The following is a 20,855-nucleotide window of genomic DNA, read 5'->3' as shown; positions in this document are numbered from 1 at the left end:
TCGGAACGCCCCGACACGTTTTCAAGCTGTAGAGGCACCGACAGCGCCGGCTTCGTGCCTGTACTGGCCGACTGGAACGCCGTCAATTTATATGCGCCCAACGTGTAGCTCCGTGCAATGCGAACCCCGATGCACGACAACGAGTTCTCTCGCAACCGCGACCGGCTGTCGGGTGCAGACGACGACCCGCTTGGCCCTTCGCTCGGCTCGCTCCCCGAGCCCCAGTTCTCCGAAGCGGAACTCGAGAACGTCAACAAGACCGGAACGACGACCGTTGGCCTGACGACCGACGACGGCGTCGTCGTCGCCACGGACATGCGCGCCAGCCTCGGCGGCCGATTCGTCTCCAGCAAGGACGTCCAGAAGGTCGAGCAGATCCATCCCAGCGCCGTCCTGACGCTGGTCGGCTCGGTCGGCGGTGCCCAGTCGTTCATCAAGTACCTCCGCGTCGAGTCGAACCTCTATGAAACGCGCCGCGGCGAACAGATGAGCATGGAAGCGCTGTCGACGCTAGCGGGCAACTTCGCCCGCGGCGGGCCGTTTTTCGCCATCCACCCGATTCTGGCTGGCGTCGACGACGAGGGGAGTCACGTCTACAGCATCGACCCCGCCGGCGGCGTCGTCGCGGACGACTACACCGTCACCGGCAGCGGGATGCAGGTCGCCTACGGTACTCTCGAACAGTACTACGAGGAAGGCCTCTCGAACGACGAGGCAAAGGAAGTCGCCGCGCGCGCGGTCAAAAGTGCCGTCGAGCGCGACACCGGCAGCGGTAACGGCGTCTTCCTCGCCGAAGTGACCGACGAGGAGGTCACCATTCAGGGCCACAAGGACTTCGACGACGTGCTGTAACTGGTCTCGACGACGTACTATAACTTGCATTCTTTCCTGCGTTCGAGCGCTGTCCTGCGGGAACGGCGATCCGAATTCGATGTCTCCCGATTCGGCTTCGGCGTCGTGACGCCCCCGATTCCCGGCGATACTTTTTGTACGAACGGGACGAAGGCGGCGCATGACCACGATCAAGGACAGCGTCCACGATCACATCGCGGTCGAGGGCGTCGCGTCGGCGCTGCTCGACACCGCCGCGGTCCAGCGGCTTCGACGGATCGCGCAGTTGGGGACGGTGTCGCTGGTCTACCCCTCCGCGAACCACACCCGGTTCGAGCACAGTCTCGGGGTCTATCACCTCGCCTGCGAGGCGCTCGATCACCTCGGCGTTCACGGGCAGCAGGCCGAACGCGTCAAAGCCGCGGCGCTGCTACACGATATCGGTCACTGCCCCTTTAGCCACAACGTCGAGGAGTTGGTGTATCGTCACACCGGCAAGTACCACGACGATGTCGAGGAACTGCTAGCGTCGAGCCCCGTCGGCGACGTGCTCCGCGCGAACGACCTCGATCCCAGTGCAGTCGCCGGGTTGATCGCCGGCGAGGGCCAGTACGGCCAGCTCGTCTCGGGGGAACTCGACGTGGACCGGATGGACTACCTCGTTCGGGACGCCCACCACACCGGCGTTCCCTACGGGACGATCGACCACGAGCGCCTCGTACGCGAGCTGACCTTCCTCGACGGCGAACTCGTTCTCGCGGAAGGCAACGTCCAGACGGCCGAGAGCCTGCTGGTCGCCCGCGCGCTGATGAACCCGACGGTGTACAGCCACCCGGTCGCCCGGATCGGCAAGACGATGCTTCGCCGGGCGACCGAGCACCTGCTCGAAGCGGGTGCCAGCACGGCCGCCGAGGTCCGGCGGATGGACGATTACGATCTGATCGCCGCCCTACGCGGGAACGAGCGCACCGAGCGCTACGCCCGGGCGATCGACGATCGGGACCTGTTCAAGCGCGCCGTCTGGGCCGAGTTCGACGACGTGCCGGACTCGCTGCTGTCGGCCGACCACGACCGCGTCCGCGATCTGGAGGCCGATATCGCCGGCCGGGCGGGCGTCGACCCCGAGCACGTCGTGATCGACGTTCCCTCGCGCCCGTCGATGACCGAGTCGACCTCGCGCGTCGTCGTCAACGGCGATATCAGGCATCTCGGCGAGCAGTCTCCGCTGGTCGACGCCCTGCGGGCCGCCCAGCGCTCCCAGTGGCGCTTTGGCGTCTACGCGCCCGATGCGGTGACAGAGAGCGTCGGCGGCGCCGCGGCGTCCGTGCTCGGACTGGAGACCGACGGCGGACTCGTCACCGAAGTGCGTCGGGGAGACTACGCCACCCTCGAAGAGTTCGGCCACGGGGAATAGGCCCTCCTCGCGGCGAGACTTGCGTTCGCAAAGACAGATAGAATAGTCCCGAGTCACCTCCTAGCAGCCATGGAACTTGAAGGGACCGTCCTTCGCGGGCGCGCGTTCGACCCGATCGAGGGCCGCGTCGTGGTCGAGGACGGCGAGATCGTATCGATCGAGGAGACGACGACCGACAGCGGCGACGTGATTCTGCCGGCGTTCGTCAACGCGCACACTCACCTCGGCGACTCGATCGCAAAGGAGGCCGGCGGCGGGCTGACGCTGGAAGAACTCGTCGCTCCCCCGGACGGACTGAAACACCGACTGCTCGACGCCGCCGACCGGGCCGAACTGGTCGAGGGGATGACGCGCTCGCTGCGATTCATGCAGGCGACCGGGACGAGCACGTGCATCGAGTTCCGCGAGGGCGGCGTCCCGGGCGTCGAGATGATCGAGGATGCCGCCAGCGGCGTCGACCTCGACCCGGTCGTGCTGGGACGAGAGACCGCCGACGCCATGCGGGCCAGCGACGGGTTCGGCGCCAGCGGCGCCAACGACGCCGAGTTCGAGCACGAGCGCCGGGCCACCCGCGAGGCCGGGAAACTCTTCGGCATTCACGCCGGCGAAGTCGACAGCACCGACATCGACGCCGCGCTCGATCTCGATCCGGACTTTCTGGTCCACATGGTCCACCCCGAGCCCTACCAGCTCGATCGAGTCGACGACAGCGAGGTGCCGATCGTGCTCTGCCCGCGCTCGAACGTCGTGACCGACGTGGGGCTGCCACCCGCCGGCGAGCTCGCCGAGCGGACGACGCTCGCGCTCGGAACTGACAACGTGATGACGAACAGCCCCTCGATGTTCCGGGAGATGGCCTTTGCCGCCAAGCTACTCGATCTCCCCGCCGAGGACGTGCTCCGGATGGCGACGGTCAACGGCGCCGAGATCGCCGGGCTGAATCGCGGCGTCGTCGCCGAGGGCAGAGACGCGAAGCTGCTGGTGCTGGACGGCGACTCGGACAATCTCACCGGTGCCCGTGACGTGGTGCGTGCTGTCGTCCGACGCGCCGGACAGGGCGATATAAAGCGTGTGCTGCTATAGGAAAGTGCCGCAGTAGGTCGGAGGTTCGAGGTTGAGCCGCCGTCAGGCCGGGCGGAGGTGCTCGCAGTCGCCCGCGTGGATGCGCTCGACGCCGTCGTCGGTTTCGACGAGCAGCGTTCCCGGGAGGTCGACATCTTTCGCTACTCCCTCGACGATGCCCTCTGGCGTCTCGACACGAACCTCCTGACCGAGCGTCGCCGACCGCTCGCGCCACGCGTCGAGGATGGCGTCCGGATCGGACCGAAGCTCGTCGAGTCGTTCGAGCAGGCGCTGGACGAACAACCGGCGCTCGACGGGACCGACCTCGGTCTGGAGGCTGACGGCGCCCTCGGGCAACTCGTCGGCGGGGATGTTCGCGTTGACGCCGATGCCGGGGATGACCCACGAGACTCGGTCGGCCTCGCCTTCCATCTCGGTGAGGATGCCGACGAGCTTGCGGTCGCCGACGAGCACGTCGTTGGGCCACTTGATTTCGGCGTCGACGCCAGCTTCGCGGGCGGCGTCGGTCGCCGCGACCGCCGCCGCGAGTGTCAGCATCGGAACGCGGGCGGGTGGCAGATCGGGCCGGAGAACGACACTCAGCCAGACGCCGCCGCTTGGCGAGGTCCACTCGCGGTCGAGTCGTCCTTTTCCGCCGGTCTGTTCGTCGGCGAGTACGGCCACGTCGCTGGCGCCGTCGTCGGCGAGCTCTCGGGCGACGACGTTGGTGCTCGGGACGCTCTCGTGGTACTCGACATCGAAGGGCGCGTCGAGTCCGTACTCGACCGCAGGGCCACCAAACTCCGGCACCGACTCCAGCCGGTAGCCGTCGTCGCCACTGTCGATCTCGAAGCCGTCCTCGCGGAGCGCCTCGACGTGCTTCCAGACCGCCGCCCGCGAAACGTCGAGTTGCGCCGCTAGATCGGGTCCGGTCACCGGGCCGTCGTCGAGCGCGTCGAGGACGGCCTTGCGCGTGTCGTTCATACCCCTCTCTTTCGGTGGCCGATCCTTAGGTGCTTCCGAGTGCTGTCGACGCCCGCCGGAGTTGGGAAGCCCTAAATTGCCGCCCTGTCAGAGTCCCCGTATGGACGACTACGATCTGATTACGCGCAACGCCGAGGAGGTCGTCACCGAGGAGGAGGTCGAGGACCTCGCAGCCGACCCCGAGGGCAAGCGCGCCTACGTCGGCTACGAGCCCTCCGGCGTGCTCCACGTTGGCCACCTGCTGACCGCGAACAAGCTGATCGACCTGCAGGAGGCCGGCATGGATGTCGTCGTGTTGCTCGCCGACGTGCACGCCTACCTCAACGGCAAGGGCACGTTCGAGGAGATCCGCGAGACGGCCGAGCAGATGCGCGAGCAGTTCCTCGCGTACGGCCTCGACGCCGAGCAGACCGAGTTCGTCTACGGCTCGGAGTACCAACTCGACGAGGACTTCGTGCTCGACGTACACCAGATGGAGCTGTCGACCTCGCTCAACCGAGCCCAGCGCGCGATGGCCGAACTGCAGGGCGGCGACACCGCGAAAGTCTCGCATCTCGTCTACCCGCTGATGCAGGCGCTCGACATCGAGTACCTCGACGTGGATCTCGCGGTCGGCGGTCTCGACCAGCGCAAGGTTCACATGCTCGCCCGCGAGGAGCTTCCGGATCTCGACTACGACGTGCGCCCCGCGCTGCACACGCCGATCATCGCCGACCTGACGACCGGCGAGGGCAAGATGGCCTCCAGCGCCGGCGTGACGATCTCGATGGAGGATTCGGCCGACGAGCTCGAAGACAAGATCAACTCGGCGTACTGCCCGCCGACCGCGGACCCCGAGCCGACCGAGGACGGCGTCGAGCGCGAAAACCCCGTGCTCGAACTGTTCCAGTACCACGTGTTCCCCCGCTTCGACGCCGTGACCGTCGAGCGCCCCGACGAGTACGGCGGTAACGTCACCTACGAGGACTACGAGGAACTGGCCGAGGCCCTCGAGAACGGCGAGCTTCACCCGGCCGACGCCAAGGGCACGCTCGCGGCGTATCTCGACGACCTGATCGCGCCCGGCCGCGAGCGACTCGACGAGCTTCGCGCGTAACGACGCCGCGGCGACCGCGTTTCTGTTCGGTCTCTCTTTCCGTTCTGTCACACGTCCGGTGGCATCGCAGCGGCGCCACTGGAACGTCAGACCGACTGCAGGAGATGGGTCGGACAGAGCTGTAGCACGCTATAACTTATGAGAATTAAATGCTGTGGTCAAGAGGAAATACGAACCAACTTCGAGAAAACGCTCGGCGATGGATTTTAGTGAAGCGCCGCCGCTACTAGCACGCGAGGAGGTGTTACAGATGGTCGAGAGAGCGCCAGATCGACGTCGAACGGAATCGGTTGCGAACACCGGGGATTCGGACCGGCCGCCGTCGGTGTCGAGACACGATCTCGTGCTCGCCGCAATTCCGGCGGCACTGGTGGTCGCTGCGCTCCTCGGTCAGATACTCTCGATCCCGTCCCAGTCCGCGCTCGTCGGCGGCGCCGTCGTCGCCGCGCTTGCGGTCGGCGACGGACTGTTCCGGAATCCGCCCGGACGCCGCCGGACCGCGTAATTGGACGACAGCGGTGCGAGTGATTCTGCTCGTCGCTATTCGTCGAGCCAATCGCCGGCCCAGTCTTCGATCTCGTCGAAGACGGGACAGAGCGATCTGCCCTTGTCGGTGAGACTGTAGTAGGTAGCGACCGGTGCGTCTTCTTCCATGCGCCGGTCGACGAAGCCGAGGTCTTCGAGATCGTCGAGCACGCGCGAGAGCGTCCGCGAGCTCGCGTCCGTCGACCGTTTCAGCTCGTTGAACCGTTTTTCCGCGCCCTGCAGGTCGTGGAGGACAACGAGTCGCCACTGGGACCCGATCTGGTCGAACGACTTAATAACCGCACAGGGACCACTTTTCTCGTCTTGGGCGTCCGCTCGCGTCTGCTGGAGGTCAGATGACATCGCTGTTACCTGGTGACTGCATTGTCGCCGAATGAATATATAGGTTCGGTTCCTAACCAGGTGACGTAATGATACTACAGATGCGGCGATCCGACGCACCGGTTGACCAAGGCAGAACGGCACGGACGGAGGTGGCTCGATGAACGGCGTCACCCCGCTGTTCCTGAGCGGCCCGGGCGCCAGCGAGGCGTTTCTCGTTGCCCGGGTGCTGTTCGGCGTCGTACTGGCATTTATGGGACTGAACCACTTCCAGAACGCCGACTCGATGAGCGGGTACGCCGAGATGAAGGGCGTTCCGGCGGCCTCGCTCGCAGTGCCGTTTACCGGCGGGATGTTGCTCTTCGGCGGCCTCGGCATCTTGCTCGGCGTCTTTCCGGTGCTCGCGGCCGGCGCGATCGTCGCGTTCCTCGTCGTGACGACGCCGCTGATGCACGACTTCTGGGCAGTCCCCGAAGACCAGCAACAAGACGAGATGACCGCCTTCCTCAAGAACGTCGCAATGCTCGGCGCCGCGCTGGCGTTTCTGGCGGCCGGGAGTGCTGAGTGGGCCTACGCCGTCGGCGTCGGCCTCTGATCGGCGCTGGACTGATACTATTCAGCTAGTCGACACCTTCCCGGACCGATAATTTAACAGGACGGCACACTTCCTTCGCGGTATCGTGATCGAGGTCGACTCGCTACGGAAGGAGTACAGCGGGTTCGTCGCCGTTGAGGACAGCAGTTTCTCGGTCGAGGCCGGCGAGGTGTTCGGCATCGTCGGTCCGAACGGCGCGGGCAAGACGACGACGCTGAAGATGCTCGCCGGGTTGATCGAGCCGACCAGCGGCGACGCCACGGTCGCCGGCGTCCGGGCCGGCGAGACGGAGATGCGCCAAAATCTCGGGTGGGTCCCCGAGGAGTCGCCGCTGTACGAGGACATGACCGCCCACTCGTATCTGCGCTTTTTCGCCGATCTCTACGACGTGCCCCGTGATCTCGCGGACGAGCGGATCACCGAGGCGCTGGATCGGCTGGACTTGGAGCACCGCGAGCGCGCCATCGGCGACATGTCCAAGGGGATGAAACGCAAGGTCGCCATCGCCCGCGCGCTGGTCAACGATCCGGACGTGCTGATCTTCGACGAACCCGCCAGCGGCCTCGACCCGCTGACGACCAACTACATCATCGAGTTCGTCCGCGAGCTGAGCGAGGAGGGTCGAACCGTCGTGTTCAGCGCGCACAACCTGTTCCACGTCGAGAGCCTCTGCGATCGGCTCGTCGTGATGAACCGCGGCGAGATCATCGCGCGCGGCTCGCTCGACGAGATCCGCGAGCGCCACGGCACCACCGAGTACCGCGTCTACACCGATGTCGAGGTTGCAGGCAGTGTTCAGGAGAACGGCCGTTACCGACGCGTCGTCGAGTCGATGGACGCCGTCGAGCGGACCCGAGAGAGCGCGCAGGCAAAGGACGGTGCCGTCGTCGACATCCAGACCCACGAGCCGAGCCTCGAAGAGATTTTCCTAGAAATTGCCGGCGAATCGCCACAGGAGGCCGAGGCGTGACGCGCCGGTCCGTCTTCGGCGCCGTTGCGGGGCGGCTTCGCGGCGTCGCGGGATGGCTTCGCGCCGTCCTCGCCGCGGCGTGGACGTTTGCCCGCAAATCACTTCGCATCGCGCGCTGGGAAGTCACGCGCTCGGCCGGCACGATCGACAGGCGAACCGTCGTGCTCGGCGCCGTCGGCGCGCTGTTGGTCGCGCTCGTCGCGCCGGCCGCGCTCGGCGGCAGCGCCGCGCTGGACGAGGGAATCTATCGCGTCGGCGTCGACGAGTCGAACCCCTACCACCCCGTCGTCGAGAACAGCTCGGCGTTCCGCCCGGTCGAGCCTGAGGGGAATGCGATCGACGACGGTGAGATGGAACTGCTGATCGAGGGATCGGTCGTCAGATACAACAGTTCGATCCGCAAGAGCGAGGCCGCGTACTCGGAGTTCAGCAACGCCGTCGAGGCGTACAACTACGAGCTGATGCGCGACCAGCCCAACCAGACCGCCGCGTTCCCGGTAACCGTCGATCTCCGGTACGTCGAGCGCCCGCCGGCTGATGTAAGCGGCGGTGCTGATGCCGGAACGCAGCCCGACGGCTCTGATACCGGGTCGACCGACGGGACGACAGATAGCGGCACCGGGGATACTGGGACGGACAGCGGAGACGACGGAGCCGGCGGCACAGACAGCGGGAGCGGCGGCAGCGGTGACGGGTCCGGCAGTACGGACGGATCGAGCGGAAGCGGTGACGGACAAGCTAACGGTTCCGGATCCGACAACGGCTCGGACACGTCCGGATCAGATAGCGGGAGCGGCGACGCCGCTGGTGGGGACGCCGACGGCTCCGGCGACAACAGTGGCTCTGGCGCCGACGACGGCTCGTCGGGCGGACTGCTCGGCAGCATCGTCGCCGACGACAGCACGGCCAGTTCGCCGGCCGAGATTTCCCCGCCGTTTCCGATGCAGTCGCTCGTGCTCGCGTTCCTGTTTATTGTCCCGATGAACTTCGTCATCCAACTCTACAGCGGCTCGATCATGAACGAGCGGATCAATCGCCGCGGCGAACTGATGCTCGTCTCGCCGGTCGGCCGCGGCGCCATCGTGACCGGCAAGACGCTGCCGTACCTGCTCGGGCTGGCGATCGTCTCGGCGGCGATCGCACTGGCGATCGGTGGGGGCCCGCTCTCGGTCGCCGCGGTCGTTCCGCTCGCGGCGCTGTTTCTGTCGGCCGCGTTCGTCGGGGCGATGTTCTCGCGGTCGTTCAAGGAACTCACATTCGTCACCGTGACGATCAGCGTCGGGCTGAGTTCCTACGCGTTCGTGCCCGCGATCTTCACGAACGTCACGCCGATCGCGCTGATCTCGCCGCTGACGCTCGTCGTCTGGGACCTACAGGGCGAAGCCGTCACCGCCGCCCAGTACGCCTTTTCGACTGGGCCGCTGTATCTCACCAGCACGCTGCTGTTCGCGCTCGGCGCTGGCGTCTATCGCGAGGAAGACATGTTCAGCCAGCGGGCCGTCCACCTCAAGGCGATGGACGCGCTGGCGAACTACGCCCGGAGCGCGCGTAGCGTCTTCGCGGTGACCGCGCTGTCGATCCCGTTCGTGCTGATCGCCGAACTGCTGGCGATCGCGATTCTGTTCGCGCTCCCGCTGTCGCTGTCGGCGCCGGTGCTGTTGCTGTCGATCTCGGTGGTCGAGGAGATCGCCAAGAGCCTCCACGTCTACGCCGGGTTCGCCCACAACCGCTGGCCGTCGACGCTCCGGTCGGCTGCCGTCGTCGGCGCCGCCAGCGGCGCCGGCTTCTTCGTCGGCGAGAAGGCGACCCACGTCGTCAGCGTCGTCGGCATCACGTCGCTCGATCTGGGTCGTATCGCGTTCCCGCAGGCCGCCCAATACGATCCGGCGATCGCCGTGGTGTTGTTTTTCCTCCCGCTGGCGCTTCACGCCGTGACGGCGATCGTCTCGGCTGTCGGTGCCCGGCGCGGGCGCTGGCATTACGTGGCGACGCTCGTGTGTGCGATCGTCCTGCACACGCTGTACAATCTGGGGGTGACCAGCTATGTCGCGTGAGGGCTCGCCGCTGGGGTCGCGCCTGACGATCGCCAAGCGCGAACTGGCGACGCTCAAAAGCGAGAAGACGATCGTGCTCGCGCTGGTGATCCAGCTGTTCGTCGCCGCGTTCTCGTCGTTCCTCGTCGTCGGGCTCGTCTCGCTGTACGATCCCTCGGGTGCGGAGGGACAGACGGTGTCCGTCGGCGTCGCCGGGGAGCAGCGCAACGATCTGGTCGCCATCGCAAATCAGCAAGACGGCGTCCAGCCGATCGTGTACGACTCGGCCGCAGACGTGCGCGAAGGCTACCGTAACCGGGCGATCGACGCCGCGTTGATAACCAACCAGCGGTCGGACGGGACGATTGGCGTCGAGGTGATCGCGCCCGACGCCGGCGTCGAGTCGACGCTCGTCGTCGTCTCGCTCCAAGAGACGCTACTGGAGTACGAGCGCTACGAGCGCGACCAGCGCAGCCAGTTCCTCGACGAGCAGCCCCTCGGCGTGCCCGAGGCGCCGGCCGGCAACTCCTACTACGGGTTCACCTACACCGTGCTCGTCCCGCTGTTGATCCTCCTGCCGGTGTTCATCAGCGGCAGCCTCGCGGTCGACGCCGTCACCGAGGAGCTAGAGCGGGGCACGCTGGAACTGCTCGCGGTCGCCCCGATCGAGCTCCGGGAGATCGTCGACGGGAAGTTGCTCGCCGCGGCCGGGCTGGCGCCCGTTCAGGCGGCGCTGTGGCTGGTGTTGCTGGAGTTCAACGGGACATCGGTGGCGAACGCGCCGGCGCTCATCGCAGTCTCGGGCGCGCTCGCGCTCGCGGTGGTGTCGATGGGGATCGGGCTGGCGCTGGTGACGGCGGACCGCCGGCAGGCGCAGTTCCTCTACTCCTTCGGCATCCTCACGATCGCTGGCGTGACGACGCTCCTGCCCGAGCACCCGCTCAACACGATCGCAAAGCTGGCGATCGACAGTCCCACGGCGACGACGTGGACCGCCGTCGTCGGCTACCTCTGCATCGGACTGGTGGCGCTGGTCGTGGTCCAGTTTGCGGTACCGCGGATCGACGTGGATCGGCTGCTCGGTTCGGCGTGAGGACGCCGTTCCCGCCGCTTCTCTACCTTTTTGCTGATCGGCGTCCGCCGCTGTTGCAGATTCTCAGTGTTCGACTGGCTTTTCGGTCCGTCGGCCGCATCCCCACCGACGCCCAGATATCGACATGTGTGAACACATAGCGGCCGTCTCGTCACAACTAAGTACGCCACCGAGAATCTTCGAGCAACGATGTCTCAGCAATCTCGACACGACGACGGGCAGTTCGAGCAGTACGGGGGACGCCACGTCCCCGAACCGATGGAAGACGCACTTGACCAGCTCGCGGCGGGCTACGACGAGATCGCACAGACGCCGGAGTTCGAAGCCGAGTTCCGCGAGATCCTCGAACAGTACGCCGGCCGGCCGACGCCGCTGTACCACGCAGAGCGCTTCTCGGAGGCCGTCGGCGCCGAGGTCTACTTCAAGCGCGAGGATCTGCTCCACGGCGGCGCCCACAAGATGAACAACGCCATCGGCCAAGCGCTGCTGGCCAAGAAGGCGGGCAAGGAGCGCCTGATCGCCGAGACTGGTGCTGGTCAGCACGGCACCGCGACGGCGATGGTCGGCGCGATGTTCGATCTTGACACGGAGATCTACATGGGCGAGAAAGACGTCGAGCGCCAGCGGATGAACGTCTTCAGGATGCGCCTGATGGGCGCCGAGGTCAACGAGGTCACCCGCGGCGGCGCGGGACTGGCCGACGCCGTCGACGCCGCGTTGGAGGACATGATCGAGAACATCGACGACACTCACTACCTCGTCGGATCGGTCGTCGGGCCCGACCCCTTCCCGCGGATCGTTCGGGACTTCCAGTCGGTGCTCGGCCGCGAGGCCCGCGACCAGATCCTCGAACAGGCGGGCCAGTTGCCCGACGCCGCAGTGGCCTGCGTCGGCGGCGGGTCGAACGCGATGGGGCTGTTCGACGCGTTCCGGGACGACGAGGAGGTCGCGCTCTACGGCGCCGAGGGCGGCGGCGAGGGCGCTGACTCGAAGCGTCACGCCGCGCCGCTCGACGCCGGCAACGACGACGTGATCCACGGCATGAAGACGCGCGTCATCGACGACGACGTCGAGGTCCACTCGGTGTCGGCCGGACTCGACTACCCCGGCGTCGGCCCGGAGCACGCGATGTTCCGCGCGAGCGGGCGCGCCGAGTACCGCGGCGTCACCGACGACGAGGCTCTCGACGCGTTCCGCAAGCTCAGTCGCACCGAGGGAATTATCCCGGCGCTGGAGACCAGCCACGGCATCGCGCTCGCCGAGCAACTCGCCGACGAGCACGACGTGATCCTCGTGAACCTGAGCGGGCGCGGCGACAAGGACATGCAGACCGCGGCCGAGCACTTCGATCTCGGCGCCTGATCGGACCCGCGATCTGGGGGGCGAACCGACGCTCCCCAAACTGGCATGAAAAAACAGAAATATCTTCGGCCGAAAGGACTATCAAAGCGGTTACTGGGGACACATGACAGGGGATTCGCCGCCGGACTTGCTGACCGAGTACGTCACGTTACTCCGGGAGTTCGGGCTCTCCTCGGAGGCGATACGGGACCTACACGTCGACGACGAGGCGCCCGAGGACACGCCGCTCGAGGAGTTCGTGGCACGCCGCGTTGACGCCGACTCCCCCCGAGCGCTCTTTTCGCGCCTCGTCGAGACGCTCACGCAGTCCCGCCGTGGCATCAGCGCGACAGCGAGCTACTGGAACTACGCGCCGGAGGTCCACCTCAACGAGGTGTTCGAACCCTACGGCTGTTCGGTGACCTTCCGAGACACCACTCACAGCACCGGCGGCGCCAGCATCGAGATCGAACTCGAAGACGCCGGCGGCGCCACGCACGACCTGCGCTTCGAGTATCCCGACACTCCGCTCGGCGACGACAACCTGCCGGCGCTGCTGGACGCCGTCGAGACCAAACTGCTCTCGGAGACCGACCTGACGTTCGTGCTGCTCGCCGGCATCGACCGTCGCTGGCGGGCAGTGCTGATCGAGGCCGACCGGCTGGCCGAACTCGAACGCCGCCACGGCGACGGCATCGAGTTCGCCGGCGTTTCGCTGGTTCGTGACGACCAACCCGCGGCCTTCGCCAGCGGTGAGGCCGTCGAGGTGGCCTCTGTCCTGAACGGTCTTCGAGGGGAGACCGACCAGCAGGGCGCGTTCTCGACCGAGCGGAAACAAGCCCCAGACGCCGACGCCCTGCGTGTCACACCGGGCTCCGAGGCGCCGATCGACGATGGGCCGGCAGCCGACCCCGGTGCCGTCCTCGACGGCACGCCGGACGACCTCCTCGACGACCGGCCCGCCGAACGGACAGCGACGACGCCATCGGGCGTCGAGGCGAGCGATCAGGAACTCCAGCAGGTGTTCGGCGATCTCTCGGACGTATCGCTCGAACCGACGGCGTCTGGCGATCGCGGCTGGGAAGCCCGTACAAACGATCCGCCGGTACTCGAACTCGGGACGGGCGCGGATGTCGAGTCGACCGACGACGCCGACGAGGATCCCGAAGCGCTAGATGGGCTGTTCGACGAAATCGAACGGGCCGCGATCACCGGCGACGACGGCATCGCCGAGCCGTCCGGCGGCGGTGCGGCGGTTGTCGTCGGCGCCGCCGACGCCGGTCCGACTCCGGCCGGCGCAGGGCGACATCGGGACCGCGAGGCGTCGAATGCCGACGCGGAACCGACGCTCGAAGCGTTGCTCGGGGACGCCGAGACGGGCGAGGAAGATACTGATTCCGAGGCGGTCGGGGCGACCGACGCCGCGCACGACGATGCCGACGAGACGGCCGACTCGCCGGGGGAGTTCGAGTGGCTGAGCGAGCAGGAGCTAGCCGAGCGATAGCATCATTGTCCCGACGCTGGCCGGACTCAGAGCGTGAGCCAGTCGGTCGAAACGTCGCCGCTCCGGAGATGCCAGCGCTGCTCGGCGCCGTCGTCTCCGTCGCGCACCTCGACGACGGCGTCGAACAGCGGTTCGAGCAGGTGGACGTGGTCGCTGTCCCGGTCGACGCGGAGATGGTAGTGGCCCATTCCGTCTGCTTGTCGAACCCGGGCCGTGACGACGTGGAGCAGTTTGAACAGTCGCTCGGGGTCGTGCTCGACGAACAGCGGCCCGAGGGAGTCGACACAGACACGAAGCTCAGCGGGCTCGAACCCGTCGGCGTCGGCTTCGAGCGCGTCGGCGGCATCGACGATGTCGGTGCCGAGCGCGCCTAGTTCGTCGCCCGCGGCGCCGCCGGCATCGGGGTCGAATCTGACGATTTCGCGGCCGTCGCCGTCGATGTCGTCGCGCGAACACCCACAGACGCGCTTGCCCTGTGTGAACGTGAAGAGTCGACGGCGCCCGGCACAGTCATCGCCCAGCAAGTGCCGGCACGCGCCGCTGTGGCCCCCGCCGGAGTGTTGACCGACCACGAGCAGGTTACACCCCTCGCGCTTGAGTTCGGACAGCTGCTGGGAGAACGCGGTGCTCTCCGGGACGCCGCCACGACCGAGTCGCATCTCGCTTTTATTGGCTGCTGGATCTCTTAAGTATTGTGACGCGCGGCGTGTTGTCATCCCCTGCCCCGCCGCGTCGTCCGGGCTCGACGGCCGCGCTTGAGCACGCTTAAGAGTCGCGGGCGAGTTGGCACGGACATGCAACCACGCGACCTGTCGGCCCACGTCGAGTACGTCGCGGGCCGGGGTATCGAGGAGGTCGCCCGCGAGCTCGGTAGGGAGCCCGACGAGCTGATCAAACTCGCCTCGAACGAGAACGCCTTCGGCCCGTCGCCGAAGGCCGTCGAGGCGATCCGCGACCGGGCGGCGTCGGTCCACAGCTACCCGAAGGCGTCCCACGCCGACCTCGCCGAACGGCTCGCCGAGCGGTGGGCGGTCGATCCCGAACAGGTGTGGCTCGCCAACGGCGGCGACGGCGCGCTCGATTATCTCGCCCGGGCGATGCTCGAACCCGGCGACGAGGTGCTCGTGCCGGCGCCCGGCTTCGCGTACTACGAGATGAGCGCCCGGTACCACCACGGCACGGTCAACGAGTACCAGCTCTCGAAAGACGACGAGTTCGCCCAGACCGCCGACACGGTGCTATCGGCGTACGACGGCGAGCGGATCGTCTATCTCACCAGCCCGCACAACCCGACCGGGACGGTCGTCGCGCCCGCGGAGATAGAGCGGATCGCCGCCGAGACCGACGAGGAGACGCTGGTGGTCGTCGACGAGGCCTACGGCGAGTTCGCCGACGTCGACAGCGCGATCGAACTGGTCGAGCAGCGCGACGACGTTGCGGTGCTTCGGACGTTCTCGAAGGCCTACGGGCTCGCGGGGCTGCGGCTCGGCTACGCCGTCACGCCTTCCGAATGGGCCGACGCCTACGCCCGCATCAACACGCCGTTCGCGGCGAGCGAGATCGCGTGCCGAGCCGGACTGGCCGCGCTGGACGACGACGCACACGTCGAAAAGACCGTCGAGACCGTCGAGTGGGCGCGATCCTACATCGACGACGCCGTCGAGGCGCCGACCTACGACAGTCAGGGCAACTTCGTGCTGATCGAGGTCGGCGACGCGAGCGGGGTCGCCGAGGCGCTCAAACATAAAGGAGTCATCGTCCGGGACTGCACGAGCTTCGGGCTCGACGACTGCATCCGCGTGACTTGCGGCACGAAGCCGGAGACGCGCCGGGCGGTCGACGCGCTCAACGAGGTGCTCGCGGCACGATGAGGGTGGCAGTCACCGGGACGCCGGGGACGGGCAAGACAACGGCGACCGAGCGGGTCGACGCCGATCTCGATGTCGTTCACCTCAACGAGGCGGTGCAGGAACACGGGCTGTACGACGATGTCGACGAGGACCGCGACAGCGTGATCGTCGATCTCGACGCCGTCCGAGAGTGGCTCGGCGACCGCGACGACGTGCTGGTCGAGTCCCACCTCGCTCATCACCTCGATGTCGATCGGGTCGTCGTGCTCCGATGCCACCCCGAGACGCTCGAAACGCGACTGGGCGAGCGAGGAGACGAGAGCGAGGCGTCGATCCGCGAGAACGCCGAGAGCGAAGCGCTCGACGTGATCCTCTCGGAGGCGGTCGACCGCCACGGCGTCGAGTCGGTCTACGAGGTCGACACCACGGACCGAACGCCTGAGGAGATTGCAGACTGCATCGACGCCGCCGTCGACGGCGAACGAGAACCGAGTGCCGGCGACGTTTCTTTCATCGAGTATCTATGACCCTGGACCAGTTCCGCCACGTGGCCGATCGCGCGCTCGAACCCTTCGTTTCGCTCTCGACGCGACTCGGCATCACGCCCGACGCGATCAGCGTGCTGGCGTTCGTTCTCGCGGCCGCCGCCGGGGGTGCGTACTACCAGGCCGGCGACGCCGCGATCTGGTACTTCGCCGGCGCAGTGCTGGTGGCGCTGAACGGCTGGCTCGACATCCTCGACGGCGCCGTCGCCCGCGAGATGGGCACCGACTCGAAGGCCGGCGACCTGCTCGACCACGTCCTCGACCGATACGCCGACATCGTCGTCGTCACGGGACTCGCGGCTGGACTCGACCGCTATGCGCTTGGGCTCGTGGCGGTGACGGGCGTGCTGATGACGTCGTATCTGGGCACGCAGTCCCAAGCAGTCGGTCTCGATCGGGTCTACGGCGGCATGCTGGGACGCGCCGATCGGTTGGCGCTGATCGGCATCGTGACCACCGTAGCGGCGTTCGTCGATATCTCGGCGCTCGGCTTCGGGCTGGTCGGTTGGCTGCTCGTCGTCTTCGCCGTCGTCGGCCACGTCACTGCGCTCCAGCGCTTCTGGGGCGCTTGGCGCGCGCTCTCGTAACCAGACCACGAAGCACTCGGCCGAAGTCGCCGCCGTCGGCCGAAGCTCCGGCGGCGCATCTTTTATCAGGGCCGCGGGCCAAGGTTAGCACATATGGTGCAGTGTGAAATGTGCGGCGCCAACGTGTCGTCGCCAAAGACGGTCAAAGTCGAGGGGGCCGAACTCGACGTCTGTGATGACTGCGCTGACTTCGGGACTGAGGTCAAGACCCAGAGCACCTCCAGTTCGTCGACAAAGTACTCCACGTCGTCGAGTTCGAGCTCCGGGGGCGACAGCTCAAGTTCGTCCAGCGCCGGCGGTGGCGGTAGCACGCGCCGCCGCTCGGACATGTTCGACGACATGGACGAGGTCGTCACGGACTACGACGATCGCATCCGTCAGGCCCGCGAGGACCGGAACCTCTCCCAGTCCGATCTGGCGAACGAACTCAACGAGAAGGCGAGTCTCATCCGCAAACTCGAACGCGGAGACACGCTTCCCGACGACGACATCCAGTCGAAGTTGGAGAGCTTCCTCGAGATTTCGCTGACCGGTGGCGCCGGCGCCGACGACGAGGAGTGGAGCGGCGGTTCCTCGACCGGCGAGTACACGCTCGGCGACGTGGTCAAGCGGAAAGACTAGCGGCTTCTCACAACCTATTTGTCGGGGCGGGACGGTCTCTATCGTATGTTCGTCCTTGTCAACCTCAAGGCGTACCCCTGTGATCCGATCGAGGTAGCTGAGGCCGCAGCGACCGTCAGCGACGAGTCCGGCGTCGACGTCGGCGTTGCGCCCCAAGCCGCCGACCTCTCGGCGGTCGCCGAGACCGGCGTCGAGACGTGGGCCCAGCACGTCAGCCCCGTCGAGCACGGCAGCCACACCGGATCGACGCTGGCCGAGGCCGTCGCCGACGCCGGCGCGACCGGGACGATGATCAACCACTCCGAGAACCGCCTGAAACTCGCCGACATCGACGGCTCGCTCGACGCCGCGGCCCGTCCCGGGCTCGAGACGGTGGTCTGTGCGAACAATCCCGAACAGATCGCCGCCGCCGCCGCGCTCGGCCCCGACGCCGTCGCGGTCGAGCCGCCGGAACTGATCGGCGGCGACGTGTCCGTTGCGACGGCGGATCCCGAAATCGTCGAGGACGCCGTCGACGCCGCGGCGGCCGTCGACGAGAGCGTCGACGTCTACTGCGGCGCCGGCATCTCGACGGGCGAGGACGTCGTCGCGGCCGACGAGTTGGGCGCCGACGGCGTCTTGCTCGCCAGCGGCGTCGCAAAGGCCGACGATCCGCAGGCGGCGCTCGAAGACCTGGTCGAACCGCTGTAAGAAGAGTCAGCGGCGCCGTCGAACCAGTCGCTCCCGGCGCGGCGACGCGCTATCGAATCCTCGGGCGCCTTACAGTGAGAGTTCGGCTTCCTCAGCGTCGAGGTAGTCTTCCTCCCACTCGCGGCGGGCTTCGAGTTCTCGGTGGCCACGCTGTGTGAGGGCGTAGTAGTTCGTCCGCCGGTCTAGTTCCCCCTTCTCGACGAGGCCTTTGTCGACCAGCGCGTCCAAGTTCGGGTACAGTCGCCCGTGATGGATCTCGCTCTCGTAGTAGTCTTCGAGTTCCTCCTTGATTGCGAGGCCGTGTGGATTGTCCTGTCCGGCGATCACGTACAGGAGGTCGCGCTGGAAGCCAGTTAGATCGTGCATTGCATTCCCCCACATTGTTATCTGACAATCATGCTGATAAATGTGTCGGGGGCAACGGTCAGGAATTGGCTAAACCATAATACGGATTATCTTAATTAGGTAGTCTCTCCCTGCGGAATACAGAACTACCGGAGCTTCTACCTACACGTCAGGAACCTAGGTTTATATAAACATAATAAACGCATCATATTTTGAGTTTGATATAATCTGCCCATCAGCGTTTACACACAAAAACGAAGTAGTCGAGGCCGGCGTTACTCGACGCGGCCGGAGACCTTCTCGTACTCCTCGGCGACCTTGTCGAAGTCGACGACCTCGAAGAAGGCGTCGATGAAGTCGCCGCGGTCCGGTCCGTAGTCGTAGTAGTACGAGTGCTCCCAAACGTCGAGCGCAAGGATCGGGTGGCTACCCCAGAGGGCTCCTTGGTCGTGCTTGTCGACGGCGACGTTCCGGAGTTGCTTGGCGACAGGATCGTACACCAGCAGCGCCCAGCCACCGGCGGCCGACGCGGCCGCGCGGAACTCCTCTTCCCAGCCTTCGTACGAGCCGAAGTCCTCCTCGATGCGATCGGCGAGGTCGCCTTCGGGCTCGTCGCCGCCCTCGGGATCCATGTTCTCCCAGAACAGCGTGTGGAGATAGTGGCCGCTTCCGTTGTGCGTGACGTTTCCGAGCGCGCCGGCCGTCGAAGAGTGGTCACCGCTCTCGCGGTTCTCGGCGAGGGTCTCCTCGGCGCTTTCGAGGCCGTTGACGTAGCCTTGGTGGTGGGTGTCGTGATGCCACGTCAGCACCTGTTCGGAGATGTGCGGTTCGAGCGCGTCGTAGTCGTACGGCAGGGGCGGGAGCTCGGGATTGGAATGTTCTGGCATTGTCGGAACCTCGTCATATATGTCACTGTGACGGCTGTTAAACTTTTAGAAGGCAATTGTTGACACTTCACACGCGCGGCCGGCGGTGCGAAGTCGTCACCGTCCGTCTCAGTCAGTCTCCCCGGGCTGCCTCGAACGTCTCGATGGCGGTCTCGCGTCGCTCGCCGTGGTCGACGATCGGTGCCGGATAGTCGGGCGCGGCCCGTTCGCGCTCGGCGTCGGGAAGCTCCGTCCACGCGTGGATCTGTTCGGCGTCGGCGTCGCGCAGTTCCGGCACGTACTGGGTGATGTACTCGGCGTCGGGATCGTAGCGCTCGCCTTGGGTCATCGGGTTGAACACCCGGAAGTACGGCTGGGCGTCGGTGCCCGTCGAGGCGGCCCACTGCCAGCCACCGTTGTCGTTGGCGGTGTCGTGGTCGACCAACTTCTCGCGGAACCAGTCGTACCCCTCGCGCCAGTCGACGAGCAGGTCCTTGGTGAGGAAGGCGGCGACGAGCATCCGGACGCGGTTGTGCATGTACCCTTCCTCGCGGAGTTGGCGCATCCCGGCGTCGACGATGGGATAGCCCGTCTCGCCGTCCTTCCACGCCTGCAGGCCTTCTGGGTCGGAGCGCCACGCGATCTCGTGCTCGTAGTTCTTGAAGTTCTCCGTGACGACTTCGGGGTTGAAGTTCAGGACGTGAGTGTAGAACTCGCGCCAAGCGAGTTGGGATTGGAACTCCTCGACGCTCTCGACCTCGTTCTCGCCGTCCGCGAACGCCTTCGCGTCGTCGGTCGCCTCGTACACCTCGCGGATTCCGATCGTGCCCCACTTGAGGTCCGCCGAGAGCCGGGAGGTACACTCGTCGGCCGGGTAGTCCCGGCGCTCGTCGTAGCGGTAGATCGCGTCCTCGCAGAAGCTGTCGAGGCGCTCGCGGGCCGCCGCCGTCCCCGCGTCGGGAAGCGACGCCTCGGGTTCGTCGAAGCCGAGGTCGTCGAGCGTCGGGAGCGACGGCAGCGACGCGTCGGGGAGATCGCCGGCTGTCGGCGCCGCCAGCGCGTCGGCGTCGGGCGCCGGGAACGGGTCGTCTTTGGCTCGGTCGCGCCACTTCTTCCAGAAGTAGGTGTACACCGAGTAGTGCTCGCCCTCGTTGGTCGTGATCGACCCGGGCTCGTGGAGGATGGCGTCGTGGTAGCTCGCACGGGCAACGTCGGCGTCGTCGAGCGCTCGCCGGACTTCGGCGTCGCGCTCGCGGGCCAGCCCGGAGTAATCCTTGTTCCAGACGACCCGCTCGGCGTCGAGCACCTCTGCAATCGACGGCAGGACCTCGCGGGGATCGCCGCGGGCCAGTAGTAGGTCGCCGTCGTGCTCCCAGTACCAAGTGCGAAGCGACAGGAGCGCGTCGAGCATGAACGCGACCCGCGGGGGCGAGGCGTGATCGAGCACCGCGTCGTCGAACACGAACACCGGACAGACCGGCCCGTCCTCGGCGGCCGCCGCCAGCGCCCGGTTGTCGGCGGCGCGCAGATCCCGCCGGTGCCAGTGGAGTTGCATACTCCC

General features: G+C 66.6%; 22 protein-coding genes. 16 read left to right on the top strand and 6 right to left on the bottom strand.

Features of this window, described 5'->3' with window-relative positions:
- Positions 1–117 precede the first annotated feature (117 nt).
- The 3 genes from psmB (at position 118) to CRO01_RS02935 (ending at position 3,328) form a co-directional block, all read left to right on the top strand.
- Positions 118–852, top strand: a complete 735-nt coding sequence (gene psmB, locus CRO01_RS02945; RefSeq protein ID WP_097007615.1) for an archaeal proteasome endopeptidase complex subunit beta — start codon at positions 118–120, stop codon at positions 850–852.
- 160 nt (positions 853–1,012) lie between these two features.
- Entirely contained in the window at positions 1,013–2,245 is a 1,233-nt protein-coding gene (locus CRO01_RS02940; RefSeq protein ID WP_097007614.1) for an HD domain-containing protein, read from the top strand.
- Between the two features lie 69 nt (positions 2,246–2,314).
- Entirely contained in the window at positions 2,315–3,328 is a 1,014-nt protein-coding gene (locus CRO01_RS02935) for an amidohydrolase family protein (RefSeq protein ID WP_097007613.1), read from the top strand.
- A gap of 42 nt (positions 3,329–3,370) precedes the next feature.
- Here the strand turns inward: CRO01_RS02935 and CRO01_RS02930 are convergent, their stop codons facing one another.
- Positions 3,371–4,291, bottom strand: coding sequence for a biotin--[acetyl-CoA-carboxylase] ligase (locus tag CRO01_RS02930; protein WP_097007612.1), 921 nt, complete (start codon positions 4,289–4,291; stop codon positions 3,371–3,373).
- 100 nt (positions 4,292–4,391) lie between these two features.
- Here CRO01_RS02930 and CRO01_RS02925 point away from each other — a divergent pair, with 100 nt between their 5' ends.
- Entirely contained in the window at positions 4,392–5,387 is a 996-nt protein-coding gene (locus CRO01_RS02925; RefSeq protein WP_097007611.1) for a tyrosine--tRNA ligase, read from the top strand.
- 250 nt (positions 5,388–5,637) lie between these two features.
- Entirely contained in the window at positions 5,638–5,892 is a 255-nt protein-coding gene (locus CRO01_RS02920) for a hypothetical protein (RefSeq protein WP_097007610.1), read from the top strand.
- A gap of 35 nt (positions 5,893–5,927) precedes the next feature.
- On the opposite strand, the gene CRO01_RS02915 is transcribed toward CRO01_RS02920, so the two are convergent.
- Positions 5,928–6,275 carry a winged helix-turn-helix transcriptional regulator gene (locus CRO01_RS02915; protein ID WP_097007609.1) on the bottom strand — a complete coding sequence of 116 codons (348 nt, stop codon included), beginning with the start codon at positions 6,273–6,275 and terminating at the stop codon, positions 5,928–5,930.
- A 139-nt stretch (positions 6,276–6,414) separates the two neighbouring features.
- On the opposite strand from CRO01_RS02915, the gene CRO01_RS02910 reads away from it, so the two are divergent.
- The 6 genes from CRO01_RS02910 to CRO01_RS02885 all read left to right on the top strand — a co-directional run bounded on the left by CRO01_RS02910 (position 6,415) and on the right by CRO01_RS02885 (position 13,790).
- Positions 6,415–6,849, top strand: a complete 435-nt coding sequence (locus CRO01_RS02910) for a DoxX family membrane protein (protein ID WP_097007608.1) — start codon at positions 6,415–6,417, stop codon at positions 6,847–6,849.
- Positions 6,850–6,934: 85 nt separating this feature from the next.
- Positions 6,935–7,819, top strand: coding sequence for an ABC transporter ATP-binding protein (locus CRO01_RS02905; RefSeq protein ID WP_097007607.1), 885 nt, complete (start codon positions 6,935–6,937; stop codon positions 7,817–7,819).
- Positions 7,816–9,873 (top strand): PrsW family intramembrane metalloprotease, encoded by a 2,058-nt coding sequence (locus CRO01_RS02900; RefSeq protein ID WP_245838490.1) that lies wholly within the window; start codon positions 7,816–7,818, stop codon positions 9,871–9,873. The genes CRO01_RS02905 and CRO01_RS02900 overlap by 4 nt, the downstream gene beginning before the upstream one ends.
- A complete protein-coding gene (locus tag CRO01_RS02895; protein ID WP_097007606.1) occupies positions 9,863–10,945 on the top strand; it encodes an ABC transporter permease in 1,083 nt (360 codons plus the stop codon). The genes CRO01_RS02900 and CRO01_RS02895 overlap by 11 nt, the downstream gene beginning before the upstream one ends.
- Before the next feature lie 189 nt (positions 10,946–11,134).
- Positions 11,135–12,307 carry a tryptophan synthase subunit beta gene (gene trpB, locus CRO01_RS02890; RefSeq protein WP_097007605.1) on the top strand — a complete coding sequence of 391 codons (1,173 nt, stop codon included), beginning with the start codon at positions 11,135–11,137 and terminating at the stop codon, positions 12,305–12,307.
- A gap of 103 nt (positions 12,308–12,410) precedes the next feature.
- Positions 12,411–13,790, top strand: a complete 1,380-nt coding sequence (locus CRO01_RS02885) for a hypothetical protein (RefSeq protein WP_097007604.1) — start codon at positions 12,411–12,413, stop codon at positions 13,788–13,790.
- A 26-nt stretch (positions 13,791–13,816) separates the two neighbouring features.
- Here CRO01_RS02885 and CRO01_RS02880 read toward each other — a convergent pair whose 3' ends face one another.
- On the bottom strand, positions 13,817–14,449 hold the full coding sequence (locus CRO01_RS02880; protein WP_097007603.1) for a DUF7504 family protein: 633 nt from the start codon (positions 14,447–14,449) through the stop codon (positions 13,817–13,819).
- Positions 14,450–14,584: 135 nt separating this feature from the next.
- On the opposite strand from CRO01_RS02880, the gene hisC reads away from it, so the two are divergent.
- The 5 genes from hisC (at position 14,585) to tpiA (ending at position 18,083) form a co-directional block, all read left to right on the top strand.
- Positions 14,585–15,661, top strand: coding sequence for a histidinol-phosphate transaminase (hisC, locus tag CRO01_RS02875; RefSeq protein WP_097007602.1), 1,077 nt, complete (start codon positions 14,585–14,587; stop codon positions 15,659–15,661).
- The gene (locus CRO01_RS02870) at positions 15,658–16,167 is read left to right on the top strand and encodes an adenylate kinase family protein (protein ID WP_097007601.1); all 510 of its coding nucleotides are present in this window, start codon (positions 15,658–15,660) and stop codon (positions 16,165–16,167) included. Before hisC ends, CRO01_RS02870 begins: the two co-directional genes overlap by 4 nt.
- Positions 16,164–16,772 (top strand): CDP-alcohol phosphatidyltransferase family protein, encoded by a 609-nt coding sequence (locus tag CRO01_RS02865; protein WP_097007600.1) that lies wholly within the window; start codon positions 16,164–16,166, stop codon positions 16,770–16,772. The genes CRO01_RS02870 and CRO01_RS02865 overlap by 4 nt, the downstream gene beginning before the upstream one ends.
- 93 nt (positions 16,773–16,865) lie before the next feature.
- On the top strand, positions 16,866–17,393 hold the full coding sequence (locus CRO01_RS02860; protein WP_097007599.1) for a multiprotein bridging factor aMBF1: 528 nt from the start codon (positions 16,866–16,868) through the stop codon (positions 17,391–17,393).
- Positions 17,394–17,438: 45 nt separating this feature from the next.
- Positions 17,439–18,083, top strand: coding sequence for a triose-phosphate isomerase (tpiA, locus tag CRO01_RS02855; protein ID WP_097007598.1), 645 nt, complete (start codon positions 17,439–17,441; stop codon positions 18,081–18,083).
- Positions 18,084–18,152: 69 nt separating this feature from the next.
- Here the strand turns inward: tpiA and CRO01_RS02850 are convergent, their stop codons facing one another.
- From CRO01_RS02850 to CRO01_RS02840, 3 genes are all read right to left on the bottom strand, one after another.
- Entirely contained in the window at positions 18,153–18,449 is a 297-nt protein-coding gene (locus tag CRO01_RS02850) for a PadR family transcriptional regulator (protein ID WP_097007597.1), read from the bottom strand.
- A 254-nt stretch (positions 18,450–18,703) separates the two neighbouring features.
- Complete coding sequence (sod, locus tag CRO01_RS02845; RefSeq protein WP_097007596.1) at positions 18,704–19,315, bottom strand: superoxide dismutase; 612 nt, start codon at positions 19,313–19,315, stop codon at positions 18,704–18,706.
- Between the two features lie 112 nt (positions 19,316–19,427).
- Positions 19,428–20,849, bottom strand: a complete 1,422-nt coding sequence (locus CRO01_RS02840) for a cryptochrome/photolyase family protein (protein WP_097007595.1) — start codon at positions 20,847–20,849, stop codon at positions 19,428–19,430.
- Between the last annotated feature and the right edge of the window lie 6 nt (positions 20,850–20,855).

It is taken from the genome of Natronoarchaeum philippinense, assembly GCF_900215575.1.
Classification (GTDB): domain Archaea; phylum Halobacteriota; class Halobacteria; order Halobacteriales; family Natronoarchaeaceae; genus Natronoarchaeum; species Natronoarchaeum philippinense.
Note: the sequence above shows the minus strand (reverse complement) of the source record. Positions and strands in the feature narration are given on the sequence as shown.